Here is a 24,050-nt window from a genome sequence, read left to right as displayed (position 1 = left end):
CGGTATCAGCGTCAAAATCCGAATATTTTCACAAGAATGCCGTCCTGCACGTTCGATATCTAACACAGACTCGTGATGCAATTTGCCACGGGTCGGATGACTTCAAATAAAAACCCCCCTCCCTTCACCTCGTTGGACCAGGGACTGGTCGTCACCACACGCGTCGGTCGATTTCTATTCAGTAAGTCGATCGCCCCAGGGATTCGGAGATGCGAACATGATCAACTGGCGAAACATCCTCAGGCGGTCGGCCATGTGTATCATGCTGGCCGGGCTGGCTGTCTCGAACAGCGGATGTACTCTTTTCGGTGGCTTCATGGGAACGGCGTTTCACCTCGCCCGTTTCTGGGAAACCACTCCACTGATTCCGGTCAACCCGTACTGGAGTCAGAAAATTGAAGACAAATACTGGGAAGAAGAACGGTACGACAAAGTGCCGATTCTCGATCCGGTCGAAGGCGAGAACGCCCCGATCTTCTGCCTCGATCCTCCGTCTCCGGACGAAGTGATGCGGGCCCTGCCGGACAATACCGCCGGCGGCGTCTGGTTCCTGTCGGAAACGCACCGCAATAACGTGCGAATCACGATCGAGCCGATCGTGGACCGCCTGGACGAGTGCCGCTACTTCCCAATGGTTGGACCGGCTCGACTCCACCACTGCCACTACAAATGCACGGTGTTCTTCGATGAGACCCTGATCAGCACCTGGCCGATCCCCTTCTCTCACACCGAAGCGGTTGAAGAAGTCGTCTACGTCGACCACGATCACCTGATCCGTTGTGCCGGACCACTCACAGACTAAGCAACTCTGAACACGATCATTGTCGCATCTCGAAACAGGCGGGCGTCCCAGGACGTCCGCCTGTTTTCGTTTGCGCAGTGTCAAAAGCTTCGCGTTGTTTGTAGGTTCTTTGCTGGGACACCGCAGCGTATCCCAGCAAACGGACGTTGCGCCGTTATGGATTCGTCCTGCTTCAAGCGGCATCCGCGAGTCTGAAAGAGGCCCGTGTAGATGGCATGCACGACGCGTTTCGTTGAGATACTCCTGAGGCGACATGAACTTAACAACGATTTCAGTTCAAAACGCGGGTGGCGCTGCCTCTTGTCGCTTTCGCGACCCGCCCGCCGAGGCGGACGGCCACCCTTCACGACGATGTCTTTACCTGTGTATGGCTTAACTTCGCGCGTCCGGGCTACGCCTGCGGCGATCCCAGCTTACGTTCATGGGGCGTGAGCGACTCAACTCCGGTGAATGCCCGGGATTTCGAAGACGCCGGTCGTTCGTTCTTCAAAGTCAGCCTGGACGATCTCGTCCCACTTCACGTCGATGCCCTCTTCGCGAGCCTTCTTCAGCGTCAGAATTGCTCTTTCCACATTCACGCCCTGAATGTGGGCCGATTCGATGTGGGCCGCAGAGACAGGCACACCGCACTGCGTCGACATGCACGTCCAGCGGATGATGTCCTTCGCGGGAGAACGTCGCAGTCTCATACCAACGATCTGGATGAGACTCACCCGGGCTCCGGAGAGGAACGCCTGCAGCCAGAGCTGGAAGAGCGATGCGAAGATCGTAAGTACTGCCAGGACCACCGTCAGCAGAAGGATGACGAAGACAAGGATGAGGACGACCTTGGGATCCATGAGACGCTCCGTTCGAACGACGGGAAAGGCCTCATTACTCTATCAGGCAAAACTCGCTCAGGAAATGCTCTGCCAGAGAATATCGCCCGCCGGAAAAACCGGGCCTTCCATGCACGAGCGGCGGTAATCCCAGCCGTCTTCGGTTTTCACAGGCACTACACAGCTGAAGCAGGCTCCGAAACCGCACGCCATCGGCGTTTCCAGCGAGGCCCAGCAGGCGACGCCCAGTTGTTCGCAAAGAGCGGAAACCGCCTGCATCATTCGCAGCGGACCGCAGGTCAGGACGGTGATCCGCTCCTTCGGCCCATTCTCCAGCATCGGCTTGAGCAGATCGGTCACGAGGCCATGATGCCCCTCGCTGCCGTCTTCGGTGCAGATCTGAATGTCGAGATCCTTCAGATCCGACAAGTCGTCCATGTTGGCCCGAAAGCGGCTCGTGCGGACGCCATAGATCAACGACGCCTTGTCCGCTTTGATTCCCTGCCGAGATTCCGAGCCGTACTGTTTGCCGAGCAACGCTTCCCGGGAAACGGCCACGAACGGCGTATAACCAATCCCGCCGGCGACTTGAATCAGATGCCCCGTTTCAACTTCTGGAAAGCCATTTCCCAGCGGTCCCCAGATCTCGATCTCCTGTCCCGGCTGCAGATCTTCCATCAGGCCGGTCATCTTGCCGACGACGTGGAACCCGACATCAATCCCAGCCAGCTTTCCGTCGGCTTCGTAGGTGTCGTACAGCGCGAAGGGGCGTCCCAGGAGCGGATCGGTTCGGTCGGGACAACGCAGCATGAAGAACTGCCCCGGCAGAATCGCGGCTGCGATCTCGGGACACTCCAGCCGCACGCGGTAATTCTCATCCGACAGCGAATCGAGAGAAACCACTCGCGCGAGCGACTGGCAGGCGTTGTTCTCGCAGGTGGGCATTACGACTTTTTCGGACGGAAGTAGTGGGTCGCCTGGCCGAAGAGTCCTTCAGCCGATTCCATAATCGTTTCCGACAGCGTCGGGTGAGCGTGAATACTCTCAGCCAGATCACGAGCGACGGCTGCCGTTTCCACAGCCAGCACGCCTTCGGCAATCATCTCCCCTGCACCGGGACCGACGATGCCCATGCCGAGAATCCGCTCGGTCTTCTTGTCGAAGATCAGCTTCGTCAAACCTTCGGTGCGTCCCAGTGTCTGGGCGCGACCAGAGGCCGCCCAGGGGAAGCGGATGACGGCGATGTCTCGCTTGTCCTGCTTGGCTTCGGTTTCCGTCAGGCCGCACCAGGCCAGTTCCGGATCAGTGAAGACGACAGCCGGGATGGCGATCGAATCGAACTCGGCTGGCTCGTTCAGAATGACATCGACAGCCACCTTGGCTTCGCGGGTCGCCTTGTGAGCCAGCATCGGCTCGCCGGCCACATCGCCAATCGCGTAGATTTTCGGATCAGCCGTCTGCATACGACGGTTGACTTCAATGAAGCCCCGTTCGGTCACTTTGACCTTGGTGTGTTCGAGCCCGATGTTGCGGGCATTCGGACGGCGACCAACGGAGATCAAAACGCGATCAAAGGTCGCTTCCGCGGGAGCCCCGTCGCCTTCGAGATCGGCGACAATGCCGTTCGAGGTCGCTTTGAGGCCGTTGACTTTGGTCGACAGATAAATCGCGTGCAGCTGAGCTTCGAGTCGTTTCTGCAGAGGCTTGACCAGATCGCGGTCGGCTCCTGGCAGCAGGCCGTCCGTCATTTCGACCACAGTCACTTCCGAACCGAGAGCCGCGTAAACGGAGCCCATCTCAAGGCCGATATAACCGCCACCGATGACGAGCAGTTTCGGCGGAACGTCTTTCAGCTCCAGTGCACCCGTCGAGTCCATCACGCGGTCATCACCGATATCGAAAATCGGCGGCATCGCCGGCACGGACCCGGTCGCGACGATCGCCGTATCGAAGGTCAGCTTGCCGGTGGAGCCATCTTTGTACTTCAGCTCCATCGTGCTGGAATCGAGAAAGGAGCCGCGTGCTTCGACGAGTTCGACGCCACGTGCTTTGCAGAGCGAACCGATCCCGCCCGTCAGCCCTTTGACGACGCCGTTCTTGAAGGTGCGAAGTCGATCAAGGTCAATCTCCGGCTGGCCGAACGTGATGCCCCACTCGCTGGCTTCTTTCGATTCGTTCAGCAGTTTGGCGACGTGCAGGAGTGCCTTGGACGGGATGCAGCCACGATTCAGACAGACGCCGCCGGGAGCGACGTCATCGTTGACGAGGATGACTTTCTTGCCTTTGTCGGCGGCTTCGAAGGCCGCGGGATAACCTCCGGGGCCGGCTCCGAGGACAACAACTTCGGCGTGCAAATCAGATTTTGACATCGTGGTTCCTCTCCGCAGCAGCCGAAGCCGGCGGTCTCATCGACACGGTTGTACTCGCGTCCGCATTTTCAATCAGCCGAAGGGTTGCCGTTGCAGGCTTGCCCAGCAGGCAACGACAACCACGTCGACTGACAGATCGTTGGACGGACTGGTAATGTAACTTCAGGTGCGCGAAACGCCGATCAGCATTCCGACAGCAGCGTGAACGGATCGGACAACAGAGCCGACAGCTTCACGATGAAGCGAGCGGCGTCTGCTCCGTTGATGACCCGGTGATCGTAGGACATGGACAAAGGCAGGATGAGCCGCTCTTCCAGTTCACCGTCGATCAGCTTGAGTTCCTTCTGTCCGCGGGACATGCCCAGAATCGCCACTTCCGGATAGCTGACGATCGGCGTGAATGCCGTGCCGCCAATGCCCCCCAGGTTGGTGATGGTGAACGTCCCGCCCTTCATGTCGGTCATCGAAAGTTTGCGATCGCGGGCCTTGATGGCCAGGTCGGTCACTTCCAGAGCGATCTGCAGGAGCGACTTCTTATCGGCGTCGCGAACAACCGGGACAACGAGACCATTCTCGGTGTCGACGGCGATTCCAATGTTGTAGTACTCCTTGTAGACGATCTCGTTGGTTTCGGGATCGAGACTCGAGTTGAACTTCGGGAAGGTCTTCAGAGCTGTGACGACAGCCTTCACCGCGATGGCGGTCATCGTCACCTTCGGGCCGTTCTTGCCGGTTCCCTGCAGGAACTGCTTGCGAGCCATTTCGATATCGGTAATGTCGGCCAGATCGTGCTGAGTGACGTGAGGAATCACGTTCCACGACATCGTCAGATGCTGGGCAGCCGTCTTGCCGATCTTGTTGAGCGCTTCGCGGCGGGTGCTGCCGAATTCGCCAAAGTCGGGCAGAGGCGGAGCCGTCGCGGGGCCGCCACCGCCGCCGGAACCTGCCGGCTGGGAGAGGCGAGCCTTCACGTAGTTCTGAACATCTTCCTGCGAGATGCGTCCACCGGGACCACTCCCCTGGACCTGATACAGGTCGACGCCGAGGTCACGAGCGAGGCGACGGGTCGCCGGACCAGCTGGAGCGGGAGGGCGATCGCCATTGGACGATGCCGAATCGCCTGCTTTGGCGGCTGGCGCCTGAGCCGGGGCGGAAGCGGGTTTCGACTCCTGCTTCTTAGGCTGTTCCTGCTTCGGCTCTTCTTTCTTTTCCTCAGCCTTGGGCTCTTCCTTCTTCGGAGCCTCTTCCTTCTTTTCGGAATCGCCTGCGCTCGAGCCCGATTCGTCGATGGTCAGCAGCACCGAACCGATGGGCACGGAGTCACCGGCCGAAACATGAACTTTCGTGATCGTTCCGGCGTGCGGACACTCAATTTCAGCGAGTGCCTTTTCGGTTTCAACTTCCGCGACGACTTGTCCGGCTTCGATCGTATCGCCTTCTGAAACGTGGATCTCGGCGATATCGGCCGACTCGACACCTTCAGAGACGGGTGGCAATTTGAATTCAATAGGCATCCGGGTGGCTTTCTTCCGGGAGTGGTTCGTCGTTCCAATATGTGAAGTATAGCCGCAAGATCTGCGACGAAAAGCGTGCTCCGAAGGGGCATCAAAGCGCCGGGAGCCAGGAGAATCAACTCCTCCCGGTTCAGGAGAGGACCGGCTGAGTCGTTATCGGCACCGCAGGATTCCGCCGACAGAATTTCCTCCAAACGTCGGATTCGGAAAACTCTACCGGTTTCGCGACGGCCGAACAACCTGCCCCGACTCTTCGCGAGAAGGGAATCTTGAGCGAACGTGGCCGAATCGGATGCCGGATTGCCGATTTCGCCCTCCCTCAAATGAAAACAGCCGCCGAAATCCATCGGCGGCTGTTGATTCTTACGGCGTGCGTTACGCGTACTGAGGATCGATCTTGTCCGGATCGATGTTCAGATCTTTCAGAGCCTGAGGCAGCACAGACGCTTCAAGATGTCCGTCTTCCACCAGGGCATACAGCGTGGCGTAGGTCACGAAGCTGGCGTCGACTTCGAAGTGATGTCGCAGGGCTTCGCGGGTATCACTGCGGCCGAACCCGTCGGTGCCCAGGGTGACATAGGTCCCCGGAATCCAGTCGCGGATCTGATCGTGCACGAGGCGGATGTTATCGCTGGAGGCGATGAACGGACCCTTCACGTCGCCGAGGATCGTTTCCAGATACGACTTCTTCTGTTCCTGGTCCGGATGCAGACGATTCCATCGCTGAGCGGCTCGGGCATCGCGGCACAGTTCGCTGTAACTGGTGACGGACCAGACATCGGTGGCGATGCCGTACTTGTCAGCCAGAAGTTCCTGGGCTTCGAGCACACACTGCATGATGGGGCCGGAACCGAACAGCTGCGGTCGCACGTCGACCTTGGCCTCGGCGTCCGAAGACTTGAACTTGTACATCCCCTTCAGGATGCCTTCGCGGCAGTCTGCCGGCATCTTCGGCATCACGTAATTGCCGTTGTAGACACTGATGTAATAGAAGATGTCTTCGTTGTCAGCGTACATCCGACGCAGACCGTCCTGGACGATCATGGCCAGTTCATACGAGTAGGCCGGATCGTAGGAGACCAGATTCGGCACGGTCGTTGCGATCAGCTGCGAGTGACCATCTTCGTGCTGCAGACCTTCGCCGTTGAGCGTGGTGCGGCCCGAAGTTCCCCCGACCAGGAAGCCCTTGGTGCGGGAATCGCCGGCCAGCCAGATCAGATCGCCGACTCGCTGGAAGCCGAACATGCTGTAGTAGATGTAGAACGGAATCATCGTGTAGCCGAGATTGGCGTAAGAGGTTCCCGCCGCCACGAAGGACGACATCGCTCCGGCTTCGTTAATCCCTTCTTCGAGCAGCTGTCCGTCGGTCGCTTCCTTGTAGTACATGACCTGAGCGGCATCGACCGGCTCGTAGAGCTGACCTTTGCTCGAGTAGATCCCGCACTGACGGAACAGGCCTTCCATCCCGAAGGTCCGGGCTTCGTCCGGAATGATGGGGACAATTCGCTCGCCGATCTTCTTGTCTTTGAGCAACTGGCTGATGATCTGTCCGAAGACCATCGTGCTCGACGCTTCCTTGTCGCCGCTTCCTTCGAAGAACCTCGAGAAAGTATCCACCGACGGAACTTCGAGGGCGTCTTCAGTTGGCTTGCGAGCTGGCACGTAAGAGCCGAGATTCTCGCGACGTTCCTGCAGATACTTGTACTCGGCACTGTCTTCTTCGAAGCGGAAGAACGGAGTCTTCTTCACTTCCTCGTCGCTCAGCGGGATGCCGAAGCGGGTGCGGAAGTTGAGAAGTTCCTGCTCGTTGAGCTTCTTCTCGTTGTGGGTCGTATTGCGACCTTCGCCCGATTCGCCCAGTCCGTAACCCTTGATAGTCTTGGCCAGAATGACGGTCGGCGAACCTTCGTGCTCGACAGCAGCTTTGTAAGCGGCATGCACCTTGGTGGAGTCGTGGCCACCGCGACGCATCTTCTCAAGCTGCTCATCGGAGAGGTGATCAACCATATCGAGCAGCTCTTCGTCGACGCCGAAGAAGTGTTCGCGAATGTAGTTCCCCTTCTCGACGCTGTATTTCTGGTACTGACCATCGACGATTTCGCCCATCCGTTTGACGAGCTTGCCGTCGCGATCCTTCTCCAGAACCGGATCCCAGTCGCTGCCCCAGATGACCTTGATGCAGTTCCAGCCAGCTCCGCGGAAGGCTCCTTCGAGTTCTTGAATGATCTTGCCGTTGCCGCGAACCGGGCCGTCCAGTCGCTGCAGGTTGCAGTTGATCACGAACACAAGGTTGTCGAGCTTCTCGCGGGAGGCGAGCGTCAGGGCGCCCAGCGTTTCCGGTTCGTCGCATTCCCCGTCTCCCAAGAAGGCCCAGACGCGGCTCTTGCTGGTGTCAATCAATCCCCGGTGGTGGAGGTACTTCAGGAAGCGGGCGTGATAAATCGCGGTGATTGGCCCCAGACCCATCGAGACGGTCGGGAACTGCCAGAAGTTCGGCATCAGCCACGGGTGGGGATAAGAGGAGAGCCCCTGTCCGCGCGGAATCTCGCGGCGGAAGTGCTCCAGATGCGACTCATCAAGTCGACCTTCGACGAAAGCACGGGCATACATCCCGGGCGATGCGTGCCCCTGGAAGTAGACCATGTCGCCGAGATGATCTTCGCCGCGACCGTGGAAGAAGTGGTTCTGCCCCACTTCGTACAGTGTCGCCGAGGAGGCGAATGTCGAAATATGGCCGCCGAGGCCGGCGAACTTCTTGTTGGCGCCATGAACCATCGCCATGGCGTTCCAGCGGACGATGCTCTTGATCCGACGTTCGATCTCCAGATTGCCCGGATACGGCGGCTGATCCTCCAGAGAGATCGTATTGATGTACGGCGTCGTGGCGGAGAACGGAATCATCACGCCGCGCAGATAAGCCCGCTCACGCAGGTTGACCAGCAGCTGAGTCACGCGATCCGGGCCATACCGGCGAATCACGTCCTCCAGCGAATCGTACCATTCTTCGAGTTCGACGGGATCGATCCCGGCGACTACACCTTCTTTTACGTCTGTTGTCATAGGATTCAGTCGTCTGGACTTCGTGTATTGTTGGAGTCAGTGGATCACCCGCGCCGCAGACGCAGGGATAACGGGCTCAGGCCAGCTGAACGGCATGCTTGGGCAGACCAGCTGAACTGAATTGATCGGGTCAGCACAGCTGAACGGTCCACTTGGGATTGTAGTCTATCGTTTCTCCCTCAGGGAGCGAAATACGAGTCTTGGATCGCCGGATCGGCGGCTGCAGTCCGGGGGCTGACTCAGAAAAAGCCAGCAAATCCCGGAAAAGTCTGGCTGATCATAGCATTCCGCCGTCATTGGGGAACAGTCAGCGACGAACGAACCCGATTCACTGGACAGTTCTGCATTTCCACTCGTCGAGAGACTGGCAGAACGGGGAAGACAGGGAGGATTTCGGGAACATTCCGGCTGAGATTGCCGATTGCCCCGCGGATTGGCAACCTTCTGCAGCGCCGGCTTTAACGATTGGTCGAAAAAAAGAGAGAACGCCCGCTCCGAACCGACAAAGATTGTCCCGTTCGGCTCGCGGATTGATGATTCGTACATGTCCAGGGAAGGAGTCCGCTCAATGCGGCGACTCGTCAAATCGTCTCTGCTTTCTCTTCTGGCCGCCGGTTCGGTTGGGTTCGGTCCCACGGAATACCTGTCCCGAGCCTTTGCTGAAGTGAATTCGGTCAATCCGGTCAGCCAGGCCGAGTGCACGACGAATTCCATGCTGCCGGGACAGGTGCACTCCTCGATCATCATGGGATGCGACGAGATCTGCTCCAATCCCTTCCTGTTCTTCGATGCCGACTATCTGTTCTGGTCGCGTGATTCCGGCCTCGCCGTCAATCCGCTGATTGCCGGCCCCGAATCACTGACTGTCAACGGCATGGGCAGCAACTTCGAAGGGGGCGTCCGTCTGCGGGGGGCGATTGCCTTCGAACGCTTTGAACTCGGTGTTGCCTGGTCCCAGGTCGATAACTGGGGCGAACGGATCACCGGTCAGCTCATCAATGGCGTCGCCTTTGATACCGGCGGCTCCTTTGCCGGAGGCAATTCGATCAACAATGGGACCGCCTTCAGCTCGCTGTTCGCGGCTGCTGAGTTCGCCGCTGGTCCCGATGAAACTCTGGAAGACGAAGGACTCGCACCGGTTGTCGGTTTCCCGGATGCCGCTCCCACCTATGTCACGGAATATCGCAGCGACTTTCAGGACTTCGAACTCGTCGGGAAGTTTGCTCACGTTTACTCCCGGCTCAAATTCGGCATTGGTTATCGCCATGTCGGTCTCGATGAAATGGCCTACGCCTCTCTCAGCGGAACCTTCCGAGCGATTGACACCGGAGCCGGGGCGAACGGCGGACTGTCGCACGCGGCTCTGACCAACGTCAACGGCGGTAATCTGACGCTGATCTCTGGAGCAGCCGACGGCTTCGACGACGAAACCGCTCTGCTCGGACCGGCTGGCCCCGATGTCCTCCTGCTTCAGGAACAGACCGATACCGAGAACACGCTCAACGGGGTGCAGTTCTCGCTCGATTTCCTGCTCATGCAGTCGGAACGTTTTCTCCTTGATGGCGTCCTGAAAGCCGGGGCTTATCACAACAGTGCCAGCGGGACATTCACGGAAACTTATTCAGCCATCGCCAACGACAACTCGGTTTATGGACGTCTCCTGCGAGACGAAAGCAGCTCGACGGCATTCGTCGGCCAGATTGGCCTCGGCGGCATGTATCGCCTGACCGATCACGTGCGCCTGCGAGGCGGCTGGGACGTGATCTTCCTGTCGGGTGTCGCGCTGGCTCCCGAACAGTTTGCCCAGGTGAACGGCACTTACACGGTGAATAACGATGGAACCGTTGTGATCAACGGAGGCCATCTCGGACTTGAACTGGTTTACTGATTCCTGCAGATCAGTCGACCAGCGAAAAAGCCCTCTGCCGAAATTCGACAGAGGGCTTTTCTATTTCTCAGGGAAAGCATCGCGATCGGGAAGGACTCCCGTTGACCGCTTCAGCTCCCGCTTCAATTACACATTCTGGAGCAGATCCAGCAGACTGGAATCGCCGAAAGCCGAGAACTCGTCCGCCGACGAGGTCGGAGGAGTCTGGCTGCCCTGTGCCATCGCCGGAGCGACGAAGCCACCGACCAGGAAGTGCGACCAGTTGGCAGTTGAGCTGAACATGACCGTGCGGCGGGTGTTGAAGTTGTTCACTCCCGCAATGCCGACATTCCAGAAACCTGCTTCCGGACCATTGGTGCTGAATCCGACCAGGTCGTCACGCCCATCTCCGTTGATGTCATAGACATCCATGTGACGCAGGCCGCCAGACGCGAAGCTCCAGGTGGCCCACTTCGAGATGTTGAAGCCGCTGCTGGTCGCATTGGCGGCGTTAACCCACCAATGCTGTCCATTGAACAACCCGGCGATGTCGGTCTTGCCGTCGCCGTTGAAGTCACCGGAGACAATCTCATCGACAGAGCCGTTGATTGTCCAGGTTCCCCAGACACGGTTCACGAACTTCCCAGCCGGAGCGGAACGGCCCACCCACCAGTTGTACCGGTTGGCGATCGGCGTCCCGAACAGGCCGGCGATATCGGTCTTGCCATCGCCGGTGAAGTCGCCGACCTGAACGTCCATGAGACCGTTATCGACATTCCACGTCGTCCATTTCTGGGCGATGAAGTTCGTGCCGTTGGAGCGGTATGTCCACCAGCTGCCCAGACCGGTCATGATACCGAGGTCATCGATACCATTTCCGTCGAAGTCACCGACTGCGACTTCCCTGACATCGTTGTAGTCATACCAGGCACCGTACACGGTGGCCGCGAAGCCATTCCCGGTCGACTGTGCGACCCAGATGTTCGCCGTCCCCATGGCGGTTTCGAACAGTGCGGCCAGGTCGTCCCGGCCGTCGCCGTTGAAGTCGCCGACCTGGATGTCCTTAATGCCAGTCGTCCGCCAGCTGGTCCAGGTCTCGTAGGTGAAGTTGCCCCGACCATTGGACAGGCCAACTTGCCAGTCGCCGTTGTTCAACCAGGCAGCGACATCCTGGATGCCATCGCCGTTGAAGTCGCCCTGGACGAATTCACGAACCGAGCTGACCGGCCAGCGGGCCCAGTGCTCGGCGGTCCATTCGCCGGACACGTCGCTGCCAACCCAGATGTTGCCGTTGACGAACCCGGTGATGCCGGCCTTGGCTTGCGGAGCGGTCGTCGTTTCGAAATCGACCTTCACGTTCTTGCCGTTCACAACGACAGTCGCGTGGACGTAGGTCTCATCCGAATCGTGAGTTCCACTCCAGTAGCTCACGTTGTAGGTGCCGTTCGGAACCCGCAGCGAGAAGCCGCCCGAGGTGCTCAGGTCGCGTTCGAAAACCTGGTTCGTGGCAACATTGACCGCCCGGATGAACCCGGTGTTGATCTGCTCGCCCAGCGAGTAGAAGCCGTCGTCCGTTGCCGACCCGTTGTTCGCATCGCGATAGACGACACCGGTGATGAACGGTCCCGAGGCATTATCAACGCCGAGGAGTTCGGTCAGCATCAGCACATCATTGGTCTGTCCCTGGCCATTCGTGAAGGCTCCCTGTTCGACGCCAATGCCCGCTTCGCGGTAGCGGCTGTCGAGGATGTGACTACGGCTCACGGTGTTGCTCAGCAGTCGACGATGCAGATCGTTGAGCAGCTGGGTTCGCTGAGCATTCGTCAGCATTCCGCCACCGGTCAGGACGTAGTCGATGTTCTCGGCGATAATCGAGGCATCGAAACCTTCTTCGAACGCACGTTCGTCGAAGTTCTGATCGTTCTGATCGATGTGCGAGAAGAAGTCGTGAACAATCATGTTCGTCGAATGCTGCAGCGACGCATTGTTCAGGAACTGGTTCGGGGCCAGCGGCTGCAGCGATCCCGGCGGGATCTGCGACATCTGGTTGATGACCGTCTGCGACAGTCCCAGGCGACGGGCTTCCGCACCCGGATCGCGACGAGCCCGGTTGATCAGTTCCAGGATCAGCTGATCCATGGCACTCATCTCAATCGGTCCGTCGAATTCGTTCAGACGAATCGTGACCGTCGCGGTGTCGGTCAACATGCCGTTGCCGTCGTCCTGAACCTGAACCTGCAGCGTGAAGACCGGGTTCCGGCTGAAGTCGATCACAGCCGAGTCCGCCACGGTGATCACACCGGTGTTGGCATCGAGAGCGAAGCCGCCCAGAGAGTTTCCGCTCAGGATTGTGTAGGTCAGAGTCTGCGGCGGAGCTTCGGCATCGGCGGCCACCAGCGTTCCGACCACCGTGCCATCATCAGCGTGCTCATCAAGACTGAGGGTCACGTTGTTGAGGACCGGAGCCGTATTCGGGCGGAAGATGCCGACGGTGATCACAGCGGTGTCGAAGAGCGGGCCGGCACTGTCGTCGGTCACGCGAACGTTTACCGTCTGCGGGCTGTTGTTCTCTGTCAGGTTCGTGTTACTGGCAACGGTGATCTCCCCGGTGGTCGCGTTGATCGTGAACATGCCGGGCGTTGTCTGAGAGTCGATGGAGTACGTCAGGGTATCTTCATCGTCCACATCGACAGCGACCACAGTTCCCACTGAAGTTCCGTTGGCGGAGTTCTCCAGCACCTGGAAGGTCTGATCGTTGACCAGCGGCGGGTTGTCGAGGTTGTTCAGATTGACCGTGATAATCGCGGTGTCGAACAACGTCGGCTGTGAGGCATCGGCGGCCCGCACGGTCAGCTGGAACTGAGGATTGTCGTCCCAGTCCAGAGCCAGTCGATTGGCGACCGTGATCACACCCGTCTGCTGGTTGATGACGAAGGCTCCGTCGGTGTTGCCAGCGGTGATGGAATAGGCCACCTGTTGACCCTGGCTCACCGAAGCCGGCGTGATCGTGGTCACGACCGTACCGTTGGTCGAGAACTCGTTCAGGCTGACGGTCTTGTCCTGAATATTCGGCGGCTCGGGCTCGATGTCGTTCAGGTTGATGGTCACCGTCTCGGTATCCGAGAACGACGGGTTCCCGCTGTCGCTCACTCGAACGGTCAGCGTGAAGGTCGGGTTCGTTTCGAAGTCGAGCACGTTGTTGGTGGCGACGGTGATTTCCCCAGTCGCGGCATTGATGGCGAACGTGCCACCGATGTTGCCGCCGAGCAGAGCATAGGTGTAAGTCTGCCCGACATCGCTGTCGGTGATCGCCACGGTACCGACCGAAGTGCTCGTCGGAGCGTTCTCGTCGACCGTGAAGACCTGATTGGCCGTGATGTTGACCGGCTCGCTGATGTTGCGAACGTTTACAGTCACGAAGGCTTCATCGAACAGAGCGGTATTCGACGAGTCGGCCACGCGGACTCGCAGCATGTACGACGTTCGGGTCTCGAAATCGAGATTTCCAGTCGCGGCTACGGTGAGGGCCCCCGTGTTCTGGTTGAGTGCAAATGTGTTGCCCACGTTTCCGCCCACGATGGTGTAAACCAGCGGCTGGGTCGAATCCTGACCGCGAGTTGCGATCACGTTGCCAACGAGGTTGCCGTTAGGCGTGTTCTCGTTGACCTGGAACGTGTGATCGTTAACGGTCGGCGTTCCTTCGATGATGTTCGTCAGATTGATCTGCACGCTGGCATCAGCGAAGGAGTGAGACGGATCCGGGTTGCCCTGATCTTCCGCCCGCATTGTCAGGTTGAAGTTCGGGGTCTGTTCGAAGTCGAGGAACATCTGAGGATCGACGCCGGAGAGATCGGTTGTCCGATTTGCGCCGTTCAGCTTGTAGTTATTGCTGATGTTGTTCGAGACGAACAGATCACCGGTACTCGTATCGAGCCGGAAGATTCCCTGGAAGGTCAGCGTGTCGCCGAGCTGCAGGGCATCCGGAACGAGAGCCTGGAACTTGGCCCGGTTGCTCGACGTGATCAGAATCACGGCCTGGTTCCCGTCGGTGATCGAGTACACGATATCCGAAGTGAAGATGTCGACGTCCGAGGCGCTGGCCGTTCCGATATAGGTACCGGTCGGGCTGTTTTCCTGCAGACTGAAGCTCTTGCTCGGGAAAGTCGTTGCTTCATTCAGATCGTTGACGTTGATCGTCACGGTCGTACGGGTCGACTGCGAATTGATCCCGACATCGGTCACCGTCACGCCGAGTGTGAAGGTGGTGATCGCTTCGTAGTTGATTGCCGCGGCATTGTTGACGCGGATTTCGGCGGTCTTGGCCAGTCCGGTGACTGGATCAACCTGCGGCACGATTGTGAAGGCGTTATTCGGGTTCGTGGCCGGATCGATGGCGAACGTATAGAACTGATCGCGATCGTAGGTACCAGTCACGACGTTCGGAGCCGATTCAACATAGCCGGGGTCGGGGCGGACGATGCCGACGACGCGGTTGTTGATGTTGTTCGACGGCGTGCTCTCGTCGATCGAGAGTTCCAGTTCCGGCACGATCGGAGCGAATTCGCTGACGTCGCTCAGTCCCACATAGATGTAGGTGTCACGCGAACGCAGGTTCACGCGGCCATCCCAGGGGGGATCACTCAGGTCACGGAAGTCGGTGACACGGACCTGCAGCGGCAGATACCAGTCATCGGTTACGTCATCTTCGATGTAGCGATAGAAGTCGTAAAAGTAATACTGGTCGCTGGCCGGATCGCCGTTTCCGCCCGGATTCTCGTAGTTCAGGAACTTGCGGAGAGCAGCCTGAGCGACCGAGAGGTTCGGATCGATCTGCGGGTTGATGCTGATCTGTCCGGTGTTCGTGCTGATCACGAACAGGTCCGGATCGTTGATGTCGTAGCCGTTCTCGTTGACGTCGACCTTCGGGCTGTTGACGATCTCATACAGCTGGATCGGGTCGTTCTTCTGGGCGTTGTTCTGCTGCGTCCGGGGGCTGTTGTCTTCGTCCCAGACAATCAGATCGCCGACGAAGTCACCCTGCCGGATGTGCTCAGAGATATAGAACACGTTGACGCTGTCGTCGAAGTCAACCGGGATGAACGGGGCATCGTTGATGTCCCGCAGGTTGACTGTGATCGTGATCGTGTCGATTTCGTTGTTACCGGAGATCGCACGCGGCGTTACGGTGAGAGAGGACTGGTTTTCGTAGTTGAAGTCCCCACCGTCATCAGAGTCCGTGCCGGTGAACATGTCGCCGTCGACGTCGAACCAGTTGGCCAGGTTGTCGGTGTCATCGTAAGCGGCGTGGATGAAGTCTTCGGGGGCACTGCGACCGGTATAGAAACTGTACCCGCCTCCATCGAAGCCATAATCCGTATGATCGTTGACGATCAAAGCGGCTTCATCCGGGTCCAGCGCGAAGACGTCCCACAAGAATCGACCGGTGCCACCATCGAAGCCGACGACAGCCGCGTAGTCATCATCGTTCGTACGATCTCCTTCTTCGATCACGCGGAACGCCCGCGACGAGTCGCCATCATGCGTGGGGTTGTTACCGTTCGGCAGATCCCAGCGGATATTGTCGCCATCGTCATCCCGAGCGTTCAGGAACGTCAAGGGAACGGGATAGTTGCGATAGGTGCCCGGATTGTTTGGGTCTTCGAGAACCACGCCGGAGTAAATCGGATCGGCATCATAATACGCCAATTGACCGTTCTGCGGATACGTATTGGTGCCGAAATCGACATCCGGGTTATAGAGCGGATGGCGCCAGGCATCTTCTTCGATCGTGATCGAGAATCCGTTGCCCCCGTTGGTCGTAATCACCGGAGCGGCCAGCAGGGTGCGGCCTTCAAGGACTTCGCTGGCCGGGACGGTGTCCCGCTTGGTGCCGCGACGGCGGCTCAGCGGGCGGCGGGCCAGTTGTGGAACGGGCGAGCGGCGGGTGCCCCGCGATTTAGTCGCGGCGACAGATGTGGAGAACGATCGAACGTACCAGGAATTGAGCAGATTACGCCAGTTCGGTCGCATGGTGATTCAACTTTCCGAGGTTTGAGTCATCACGCCCCAGGGTCGGGAGCTATGATGGAGGGTACGAATTGCAGGAATATGGACCGCGCAAATCTGCGCAAGTCGGACGAAGTCGGGGTGATGATCGTCAGGGTCGCGGGTCGTGAAGGTGGCCGCAGGGGGACATCTGCCTGGTACCTGGAAGATCCGCAAGCGCGCCCGGCTCGATCATCGAACCGCACGTTCTTATTGGGGATGCGTTACGCCATAAACATGGAGTTCAATCCTGCGCCCCGAGGTGGGGACAGCGTCGCAGGAAATTCGCCAGCCGGTTGCGGCCCATGCAACGTTCTGGCCTGCTTATCCATGACTTCCGTGACGCAACTGAACCTATCCGGGGGGTACAGGTGTGTCAATAAGTTGGTTTCAAATCCTCACAAGGAACCTGCTTCACGAAGCGGCGTGCGGTTTCGGGATCCGTATCGACGGGCAGCCATCTGCACGTATACACCCTCTGCACAGCTGTGGAGACAGAATCTGACGCATTCTCACATGCTTAAACGTCCCGTCAAGCAGTAAATTTCCTAGAGTCGTTAGATTCGTCAGGTTCGACGTTCTTTAATCAAAAACGTACGTCCGCTTTTTTTTCGCCACCGATTTCGTCGCTGGCGACTTCCCGGGACGCCGAATCCGCTTCTTTGGAGAGCCGGAGTCCTTCTCCGACCCTTCAGGTCCGCGGGACTTGGACCCGGCTCGGGCCGGACCTTTTCCAGCGCCCTTCCCCGAGCCTGAAGTAGGACGCGGCTTCCGCGTCGAATCCTTCGGCGTATTCCGGTTTCTGGTCAAAATTTCCCGTAATTCGTCAAGTTCCCCATTTGAAAGCGGCCGATAGTCCCCCACCTTGAGCTTACCGAGCTTGATCGGACCGAACGCGACCCGCTGCAGCGACATCACTTTGTGCCCGATGCGGGCGAACAGACGTCGAACTTCGCGGTTGTGCCCTTCGCCGAGCGTCACCTCGAGAAACGTCGACTTCCCCTGCTTGCCCGCTCGTCGGACATTCAGGAATTTGAATTTTCCTTCGCGGAAAAACATCCCGTCCTTGAGCTGCTGAATGCGGTCGGGCGTCGGATTCCCGACCACCTGCACGCGATACGTGCGGTAGATGCGGTATCGAGGATGCGCCAGCTGATGCGCGAAGTCGCCATCGTTGGTCACAATGAGCAGGCCTTCGCTGTCTTCATCGAGCCGTCCCACGGGAAACAGACGGACCCGTTCCTTCTCAAACAGGTCGACCACCCGGAGTCGGCCGGCGGGATCGTGGTTGGTGCACAAAACGCCACGCGGCTTGTTCAGGACGAAATACTTCATCGGCTGTGGCTTGAGCCGTTCCCCGTCGTATTCGATCGTCTGCTTGTGGGGATCGACGTTCACGCCCGGGTTATTGACCGGTTCGCCATCGATCGTGACGCGGCCACTGCGAATGATGTCTTCACACTGGCGGCGTGATCCCAGGCCAGCCGAGGCCAGGAACTTCTGCAGCCGGAACTCATCCTGAGCTTCCACGGGCGGCTGAGCCGGGCCTTTGGACGGACGGCGATTCGGGACGGAGGTCCGCTTTGAACGGGAGGATGTGGCTTTACGCATGACAATTATTCCTGAGCAGAACCCGCGACGGCCGCTTCGGGCTCGGGAGCGGGAGTTGTGAGCGAGTGATCGGCGCTGTGGTCAAAGGACTTGCGGACGAAAGAAATCAGCACGGCGACGACGAGCATCAGCACCGCCCCTGACAGATACGGCATCAGCGGCATCCCCGAACCGAGCATCGCATAGCCGGCGATCGGTCCGCAGATTCTGGCCAGTGCCGACATACTCTGGCCCATCCCGAGAACGCCGCCCTGTTCGTTGTCGGCGGCTCCCAGCGAGAGCATCGCCTGCAGAGACGGTGTCACCGCGGCAAAACCGAGCACGCTGACTGGCAGAACCGCCATGAGCAGCGTGAATGAGCCGCCGTTGGCGACCCAGCCAATCAGCAGCAGACCAACGGCCAGACAGACCGAGCCGAGAATTCCGGTCAGATGTTCTCCGAGACGCGGAATCAGTCGGCGAATCAGGCCCCCCTGGAACAGGGTCAGCAGCAGTCCGATGTAAGCGAAAACATAGAAGTTCTGGCGATCGCTGAGGCCGATCAGTTTGGTCATGAACGGGAGCGTCGTTTCAAACTGGGCGAACGCGAACGTCGCCACGAAAATCGTCGATAACAGCAGCAGAATCGTCGGGCGGGCGATCGCGATCCGCAGATCGTTCAGATTGAGCCAGTGCGCTCCGGCTGGCCGGGAACCCTCGTGCAGCGATTCCGGCAGCTTAAAAATGGCGATCACCAGTGCCATGCCAGAGATCGCCGAGGCGACAAAACCGGGATACGGACTGGGAGCCGCCGCAGGATCGCTGCTCACGAACATCGCGCCAATCAGCGGGCCAAAGGTGAATCCGACCCCGAACGCGGCTCCAATCAACGCCATTCCCTTGCCGCGATCGGCTTTCGAGGTGCTGTCGGAGATGAATGCCTGAGCGGTCGAAATCGTGGCTCCGGAAATTCCGGCTCCGATTCGCGAAAGAAACAGCCATGTCAGCGGGGCCAGTCCGAGGAACATCTCGTTGGCATCAAATGTCGAAATCCAGCCGAACACGCCATAGAAGAACGTCGAGCCGACCAGGCCGACAAGCAGCACCGGACGACGGCCAATGCGGTCCGACAGGCGACCCCACAACGGCGCGAACAGGAACTGCATGGCTGAAAAACAGGCCATGAGCATGCCGAGCGTGAGTTCATCGGCCTGATAATAGTCGCCGTAACGTGGCAGCAGCGGGAGCACGATGGCGAACCCGAGCAGGTCGATCGCCACGATGGCGAAGATAATCAGCTGTGCAAATTTTTGAGACGCCATGACGTTCCGCGAAAGGTGAGTTGATCTGTGGGCGCAGTCGGGAGCGCTGCTCGCAGCCGCGATGAACGAAATCCGCAGTGCTCAGGGACTGCATGAGTTCTGAAAGCGATGCGGACGCGCAACCCTCCCGGTTGCGTGACTCCGGCTGGATCGATCGGGACCCCCGGGTCCATCGAAGCAGGAAACTCTACGAGTTCCCGGACGTGCGTTTGTTTGACCGGTATTCAATCGGATCCGGGTTCGTCTGGCGATCCTGGGGAGATGCCGGGTCCGAATCCACAGAAAGCCGCACGGCGAGATTCGCGCGTGCGGCTCTGCAGTCATTCATTGTCAACTGACAGACTAAATAAGCAAGTCGATCAGCCGATAATTTCTGGATCTTTTTCCGGTGTGGCCGGATTCGTGGGGTCGAACCACTCGTCTTTGAAGACGATCCGCTTCTGGTACTTCATCGCCAGGTTGGCCGTGAGGGCCATAATGGCGTCGGCCATGGCAACCGTACCGTTGCACTTCAGGCCTCCTTCGCTCGGTGGAGCGAAGATGTTGTTGCGAATGCAGTAGCAGAAGTGTTCCATTTCCTCGGTGTAACCGCGGCTGACTTTCTGCGTTGCGGCGGCGGCCACGGCGGCATTCGCCGACGGAGCGAGCGATTCGCTGGCGTCGAGCACCGGCTGGCCGTCGTTGCCGTTCAACACGTACAGACGCTGTTCGGTTCCCCCGCCGCCGGTTGTCGGCGAAGCTTCTTTGAACAGCAGGGCTTCCTGCTCCATATTGATGTACATCGTGCCCCGGCTGCCGAAGACCGACTCGCCATATGGCTCGAAACGGTTCGTGTTGATCGACGAGTAGGTCACGATGACCTTGTCGTTCTGATCTTCCTTGTAGTTGGGGCCGGGGAATTCGAAGGTCACGTAGACATGATCGTCGATTTCCCGCTCATCCTGCTGCTTGTCGAGCGAACCAACACCCTTGACGCCGTAGAAGTTACGTCCGCCGTAGCCCTGGACCGCGATCGGATGCACTTTGCCGAGGAAGATCGAGCAGGCATCGAGCTGGTGGGAACCGAGTTCCGCCATCAGGCCGCCGCCGGTCTTGTTGTACAGACGCCAGTTGACCAGATGCTCCATGTCGTCGTAGCCGAATTCGCTGACGCGACCCTCGAGCTCGGCCCGGTCGACCGGGTTGATCTTGTTCTGCCAGCTGTCGCGGCCCGGGAAGCTGTTGTTCCGGTGCCACTGAGCGCGGATGAACTTGATATCGCCCAGCAGCCCCTGCTGTACGATGTAGTTGGCGTTGGCGTACATCACGCTGTAGTGACGCTGGTGACCGACTGCCAGGAGCTTCTTGTTGTCCTCGGCCGCCTTGATCATGTCCTTGCACTGCGCGATGTTGTGAGCCATCAGCTTTTCGCAGAGAACATGCTTGCCGGCGTTGAGGGCGTCGATCGCAACCGGTGCGTGCTGGTTGAGCGGCACGGCGATGACCACGGCTTCAATGTCCGGATCCTGCAGCAGAGCCTTATGGTCGTTGTAGACCTTGATCGTCTTCTTGCAGTTCGGACCGAGCTTCTTGACAAGCCCCTGCCGCACGTCGTTGCCGTCTCCGTCGAAAGCCCGCTTGCGGTTCGTGGGACGCAGGTCGGCGATGGCGACAATGTCCATGTATTCCGGCGGATGCTCGTTCAGCAGAATGCTGCCTTCGTCACCGGTGCCGATGAATCCGACTTTGACCGGATTTCCGTCGAGCTTCGAGTAGCCGAAATAGGTGGCACCCGCTGCGGTCCCGGCTGCAACTGAGCCGATCAGGAAATCACGACGCGTCGATCCGACAGCCGTGTGGAAGTTATCCGTGCCGATGACTTTCTCTTCGGGTGTGAAGTACATCTCTTCGACCTCTTACGCAAAAAGGGAGGTCCCTCGCTTCAGCATCTCGACAGCGTGGGAAAAGCCTCTGAATCAACAAATGGAATTTGGATCTGACGGGCGACCGCCGAAGCGGCCGGAGTCGTCAGGAATGGTCGTCCGCAGGTTTCTTCTGAAACAGGCCGGAGAAAACGGCGTCAATTCCGAACCAGCGACCGGAAGGGAGAAACACAAATGCAGCCAGAATAAGGACTTCAATGAAAACTTTATTCACAATGACGGCGTGTTCCGTTCCCGGAGGCTCCGGATAGCCAGGGAACGGGGGCATGGCCAGGTAGAACTGCATAAGCAGGAATGCTCCGGCCAGTGCGGCCAGTCGCGTCAGGAACCCGGCCATCAGCATGGCTCCGATGATTGTCAGAGCCCACATGGTCTGACGATCGATGTTTCGCTGCTGAGACGATTCACTCGGAATCGGGCCGCGAGCGAGTTGTTCAGTAGAAAGCAGCCGTTCGGCCTGCCATTTCATATCCGATTCGAGCTGGCGGATCGGACTGACCAGTTCGGCTCGCATCTGCTGGATTTCTTTCCAGTCATATTCGAGATGATCGAATTCGAAATCAGTCTTCGCGTTGGCGAGCTTCTGCTCGTACCGATTCAGGCGATTCTTGTAGATATCGAGCTTGCCGAGTCGTTCGCCATCGATCGTGCCGGCCTGGTTCTTATCGACAATACCGGCCAGTTCCGGATCGCCCTTGAGACTCGCCAGAGCCTGTTCTTTATAGGACAACCGCGACTGACGCTCGTAGAGTCGCTGGACCTGGGTCACGAATTCCTTGACGACCGGATCCTGAATGTCCTCCACGGAATCGACGCCCTCGGTGAAGTTCACCTGAGCGAGCAACGCCTGCTTTTCCCGAGGCGTCATGTGCAGTTCGCCATCGAGAATGAGTCGCTTCTGTTCCGGATCGAACGTCAGAATCCGCCCGAGGCTGCCTTCGAGTGCGACTCCGGGAGGCAACTGAGCCAGTTCAACCCGGTAGTCTTTGGCACCCGAAACCATCTCGTCGAGCCGGCGTTTCTGGCTGTCGGAGAGGTTGTAGTGGTTCTTGAAACTCTCGGCCCACGTCGTCCACCGGTTGGAAACGGTGGCGTAGTCGAGATCCCGCAGGTCGTTCGGATCGCCCGTCAGACTGCGGAAATAGCCGCGAAACGGCCCCTGAGCAGCCTTCAGATACGGCTCGGCCGTCCACGGAGAGGCCGTCTTCTGGGTGTCGAACTTCCAGAGTCCTTCGTAGAGCAGTTGCCAGCCAATAGCCAGGCGCACGACAACCAGCGCCACAATCGCGACAACGCTGATCTTTCGGATATCGTAATCAGACACAATCAGTTCCTTTGCAGCCGTTCGGGGAGGCTGCCCGACAAGAATTACGCGGATCGGCGTCCAGCCGTTGAACGAAAAAGCGTATCCCGCGCAGCGAAGCCGGAATCCGTCGCTGGACACGCCCGAGGTTCATCATCAGCGGGGGACCAAATCAACGGCGTCACTGCGCGCAAATGTACGTTCGTAAGAAGATACGGTCGACGGTGCCGGGAGACACTCGCTGCAGTGCGACCTACTGCCACTATATCTGTGCAGGGAGGGACAATCAAACAAATAACCATGCATTTGCCTGATCGTCGGCGAGGGTACACCAGATCTCCCAGTTTTTCCAGCGGACCGGAAAATACGCTCCAAAATCGAGGATTTCCGACCGTCCTTCAGGCACTCATTGCCCAGGCACCGGCAATGATCGCCAGAACGACGATCATCAACAGTGAAGCTGTCGAAGAGCAACCCGAGGTGGTGGATTGCATTCGCTCTGGATGTTCCTTGCGAAGCGTCTGTTCCAGACCATCGATGAAGTCTTTCGACTCTTTGAGTCCGACGCCGGTGGCTTCGCGGTAATGCTTGATCGCCTGCAGTTTCTGCCCCGTGTAGAGGGCATCGACGATTCTCTGACGGTCTGCCGGGGTGAGATCTTCTGACATTCGTCGCGTTCTCCTGGGATGGACTACTCGTTGATCGCCTTCTTCACCACATCAGTCCAAAGTTCGTAACCGGTCTCGTTCAGATGGAGGCCGTCTTTCGCGAAGACATCGTCGCGGGGCTCGCCCTGCTCGTTGAGTAGCACGGTAGCGGTGTCGACATACACCAGATCGTCGTGTCGTTCGGCCATCTTCTGGACCTTCAGGTTGACCGAATTCATATCGTCCCACATGTCCCAGCGTTTCAGACTCGGCTTGATCGGCAGGTAATACACCGTGGCCCCGGGGACAGTCTGGCGGATGTTCTTCATCAACGTGCGGAAATCGGCGATGACCTCTTTCGTAGTCTTGCCATGAGCGATGTCATTGTCGCCGCAATAGAAGACGATCGTCCTGGGCTCGTACTTCTTGATAACGCGGTCGAAAAAGTGCAGCACATCGCTGGTCTGCGAGCCGCCGAAGCCGCGGTTGATGACGTTTTGCTCGGGAAACCATTTCTCGGTGTCCCACATCCGAATCGAAGAGGACCCGACGAACACGATTCCTCCTGGCCCCGGCTGGTGTTCAGTGTCCGCCTTTTCGAACGCCTGGATTGATGACTCAAACCGATTTTCGTTCGAGGGCTCATCGGCGGCGAAGGCAGGAAGGGCAAGCAGCGAGAATGCGATGAGGCAGAAGAGCGAACGGCGATTCATAGTCGGATCCCTTAAGGTGAACAGAAGCGAAGTTGTCTACATGTTGCAGGGATTACGCAGATTTCGCAACTCGCACGC

Annotated in this window: 14 protein-coding genes; 2 read left to right on the top strand and 12 right to left on the bottom strand. The window is 58.6% G+C overall.

The window, feature by feature from the left end; translation table 11 throughout:
* The first annotated feature begins 217 nt into the window (after nt 1-217).
* Nucleotides 218-802, top strand: a complete 585-nt coding sequence (locus L1A08_RS22215) for a hypothetical protein (RefSeq protein WP_238758786.1) — start codon at nt 218-220, stop codon at nt 800-802.
* 437 nt (nt 803-1,239) lie between these two features.
* On the opposite strand, the gene L1A08_RS22210 is transcribed toward L1A08_RS22215, so the two are convergent.
* The 5 genes from L1A08_RS22210 to aceE form a co-directional block, all read right to left on the bottom strand.
* Nucleotides 1,240-1,641: a flotillin-like FloA family protein gene (locus L1A08_RS22210; RefSeq protein WP_238758785.1), complete on the bottom strand. Its 402-nt coding sequence runs from the start codon at nt 1,639-1,641 to the stop codon at nt 1,240-1,242.
* A gap of 57 nt (nt 1,642-1,698) precedes the next feature.
* The gene (locus L1A08_RS22205; RefSeq protein WP_238758784.1) at nt 1,699-2,565 is read right to left on the bottom strand and encodes a dihydroorotate dehydrogenase electron transfer subunit; all 867 of its coding nucleotides are present in this window, start codon (nt 2,563-2,565) and stop codon (nt 1,699-1,701) included.
* A complete protein-coding gene (gene lpdA / locus L1A08_RS22200) occupies nt 2,565-3,989 on the bottom strand; it encodes a dihydrolipoyl dehydrogenase (protein WP_238758783.1) in 1,425 nt (474 codons plus the stop codon). The genes L1A08_RS22205 and lpdA overlap by 1 nt, the downstream gene beginning before the upstream one ends.
* A gap of 182 nt (nt 3,990-4,171) precedes the next feature.
* Nucleotides 4,172-5,503 carry a 2-oxo acid dehydrogenase subunit E2 gene (locus tag L1A08_RS22195; RefSeq protein ID WP_238758782.1) on the bottom strand — a complete coding sequence of 444 codons (1,332 nt, stop codon included), beginning with the start codon at nt 5,501-5,503 and terminating at the stop codon, nt 4,172-4,174.
* A gap of 375 nt (nt 5,504-5,878) precedes the next feature.
* Nucleotides 5,879-8,563: a pyruvate dehydrogenase (acetyl-transferring), homodimeric type gene (gene aceE / locus L1A08_RS22190; protein WP_238758781.1), complete on the bottom strand. Its 2,685-nt coding sequence runs from the start codon at nt 8,561-8,563 to the stop codon at nt 5,879-5,881.
* 568 nt (nt 8,564-9,131) lie between these two features.
* Between aceE and L1A08_RS22185 the strand changes: the two genes are divergently transcribed.
* Nucleotides 9,132-10,451, top strand: coding sequence for a hypothetical protein (locus tag L1A08_RS22185; RefSeq protein ID WP_238758780.1), 1,320 nt, complete (start codon nt 9,132-9,134; stop codon nt 10,449-10,451).
* Nucleotides 10,452-10,577: 126 nt separating this feature from the next.
* Here L1A08_RS22185 and L1A08_RS22180 read toward each other — a convergent pair whose 3' ends face one another.
* From L1A08_RS22180 to L1A08_RS22150, 7 genes are all read right to left on the bottom strand, one after another.
* Nucleotides 10,578-16,460, bottom strand: a complete 5,883-nt coding sequence (locus L1A08_RS22180) for a cadherin domain-containing protein (RefSeq protein WP_238758779.1) — start codon at nt 16,458-16,460, stop codon at nt 10,578-10,580.
* A 597-nt stretch (nt 16,461-17,057) separates the two neighbouring features.
* Nucleotides 17,058-18,086, bottom strand: a complete 1,029-nt coding sequence (locus L1A08_RS22175; RefSeq protein ID WP_238758778.1) for a pseudouridine synthase — start codon at nt 18,084-18,086, stop codon at nt 17,058-17,060.
* 5 nt (nt 18,087-18,091) lie between these two features.
* Nucleotides 18,092-19,387: an MFS transporter gene (locus L1A08_RS22170; RefSeq protein WP_238758777.1), complete on the bottom strand. Its 1,296-nt coding sequence runs from the start codon at nt 19,385-19,387 to the stop codon at nt 18,092-18,094.
* Between the two features lie 359 nt (nt 19,388-19,746).
* Nucleotides 19,747-21,270, bottom strand: a complete 1,524-nt coding sequence (locus L1A08_RS22165) for a Gfo/Idh/MocA family protein (RefSeq protein ID WP_238758776.1) — start codon at nt 21,268-21,270, stop codon at nt 19,747-19,749.
* 124 nt (nt 21,271-21,394) lie between these two features.
* Nucleotides 21,395-22,633: a hypothetical protein gene (locus L1A08_RS22160; RefSeq protein ID WP_238758775.1), complete on the bottom strand. Its 1,239-nt coding sequence runs from the start codon at nt 22,631-22,633 to the stop codon at nt 21,395-21,397.
* Nucleotides 22,634-23,010: 377 nt separating this feature from the next.
* On the bottom strand, nt 23,011-23,280 hold the full coding sequence (locus L1A08_RS22155; protein WP_238758774.1) for a ribosomal protein L7/L12: 270 nt from the start codon (nt 23,278-23,280) through the stop codon (nt 23,011-23,013).
* 23 nt (nt 23,281-23,303) lie between these two features.
* Nucleotides 23,304-23,972 carry a GDSL-type esterase/lipase family protein gene (locus L1A08_RS22150; RefSeq protein WP_238758773.1) on the bottom strand — a complete coding sequence of 223 codons (669 nt, stop codon included), beginning with the start codon at nt 23,970-23,972 and terminating at the stop codon, nt 23,304-23,306.
* Nucleotides 23,973-24,050 lie beyond the last annotated feature (78 nt).

This window comes from Rubinisphaera margarita (assembly GCF_022267515.1).
GTDB lineage: Bacteria > Planctomycetota > Planctomycetia > Planctomycetales > Planctomycetaceae > Rubinisphaera > Rubinisphaera margarita.
The sequence above is the reverse complement of the archived record's forward strand: the minus strand, read 5'-3'. Positions and strand labels throughout refer to the sequence as shown.

Excerpts from the sequence above, each read along its gene's own strand:
- L1A08_RS22215 (WP_238758786.1), top strand. The coding sequence starts at position 218 with ATGATCAACTGGCGAAACATCCTCAGGCGGTCGGCCATGTGTATCATG.
- L1A08_RS22210 (WP_238758785.1), bottom strand. The coding sequence starts at position 1,641 with ATGGATCCCAAGGTCGTCCTCATCCTTGTCTTCGTCATCCTTCTGCTG.
- L1A08_RS22205 (WP_238758784.1), bottom strand. The coding sequence starts at position 2,565 with ATGCCCACCTGCGAGAACAACGCCTGCCAGTCGCTCGCGCGAGTGGTT.
- lpdA (WP_238758783.1), bottom strand. The coding sequence starts at position 3,989 with ATGTCAAAATCTGATTTGCACGCCGAAGTTGTTGTCCTCGGAGCCGGC.
- L1A08_RS22195 (WP_238758782.1), bottom strand. The coding sequence starts at position 5,503 with ATGCCTATTGAATTCAAATTGCCACCCGTCTCTGAAGGTGTCGAGTCG.
- aceE (WP_238758781.1), bottom strand. The coding sequence starts at position 8,563 with ATGACAACAGACGTAAAAGAAGGTGTAGTCGCCGGGATCGATCCCGTC.
- L1A08_RS22185 (WP_238758780.1), top strand. The coding sequence starts at position 9,132 with ATGCGGCGACTCGTCAAATCGTCTCTGCTTTCTCTTCTGGCCGCCGGT.
- L1A08_RS22180 (WP_238758779.1), bottom strand. The coding sequence starts at position 16,460 with ATGCGACCGAACTGGCGTAATCTGCTCAATTCCTGGTACGTTCGATCG.
- L1A08_RS22175 (WP_238758778.1), bottom strand. The coding sequence starts at position 18,086 with ATGCGTAAAGCCACATCCTCCCGTTCAAAGCGGACCTCCGTCCCGAAT.
- L1A08_RS22170 (WP_238758777.1), bottom strand. The coding sequence starts at position 19,387 with ATGGCGTCTCAAAAATTTGCACAGCTGATTATCTTCGCCATCGTGGCG.
- L1A08_RS22165 (WP_238758776.1), bottom strand. The coding sequence starts at position 21,270 with ATGTACTTCACACCCGAAGAGAAAGTCATCGGCACGGATAACTTCCAC.
- L1A08_RS22155 (WP_238758774.1), bottom strand. The coding sequence starts at position 23,280 with ATGTCAGAAGATCTCACCCCGGCAGACCGTCAGAGAATCGTCGATGCC.
- L1A08_RS22150 (WP_238758773.1), bottom strand. The coding sequence starts at position 23,972 with ATGAATCGCCGTTCGCTCTTCTGCCTCATCGCATTCTCGCTGCTTGCC.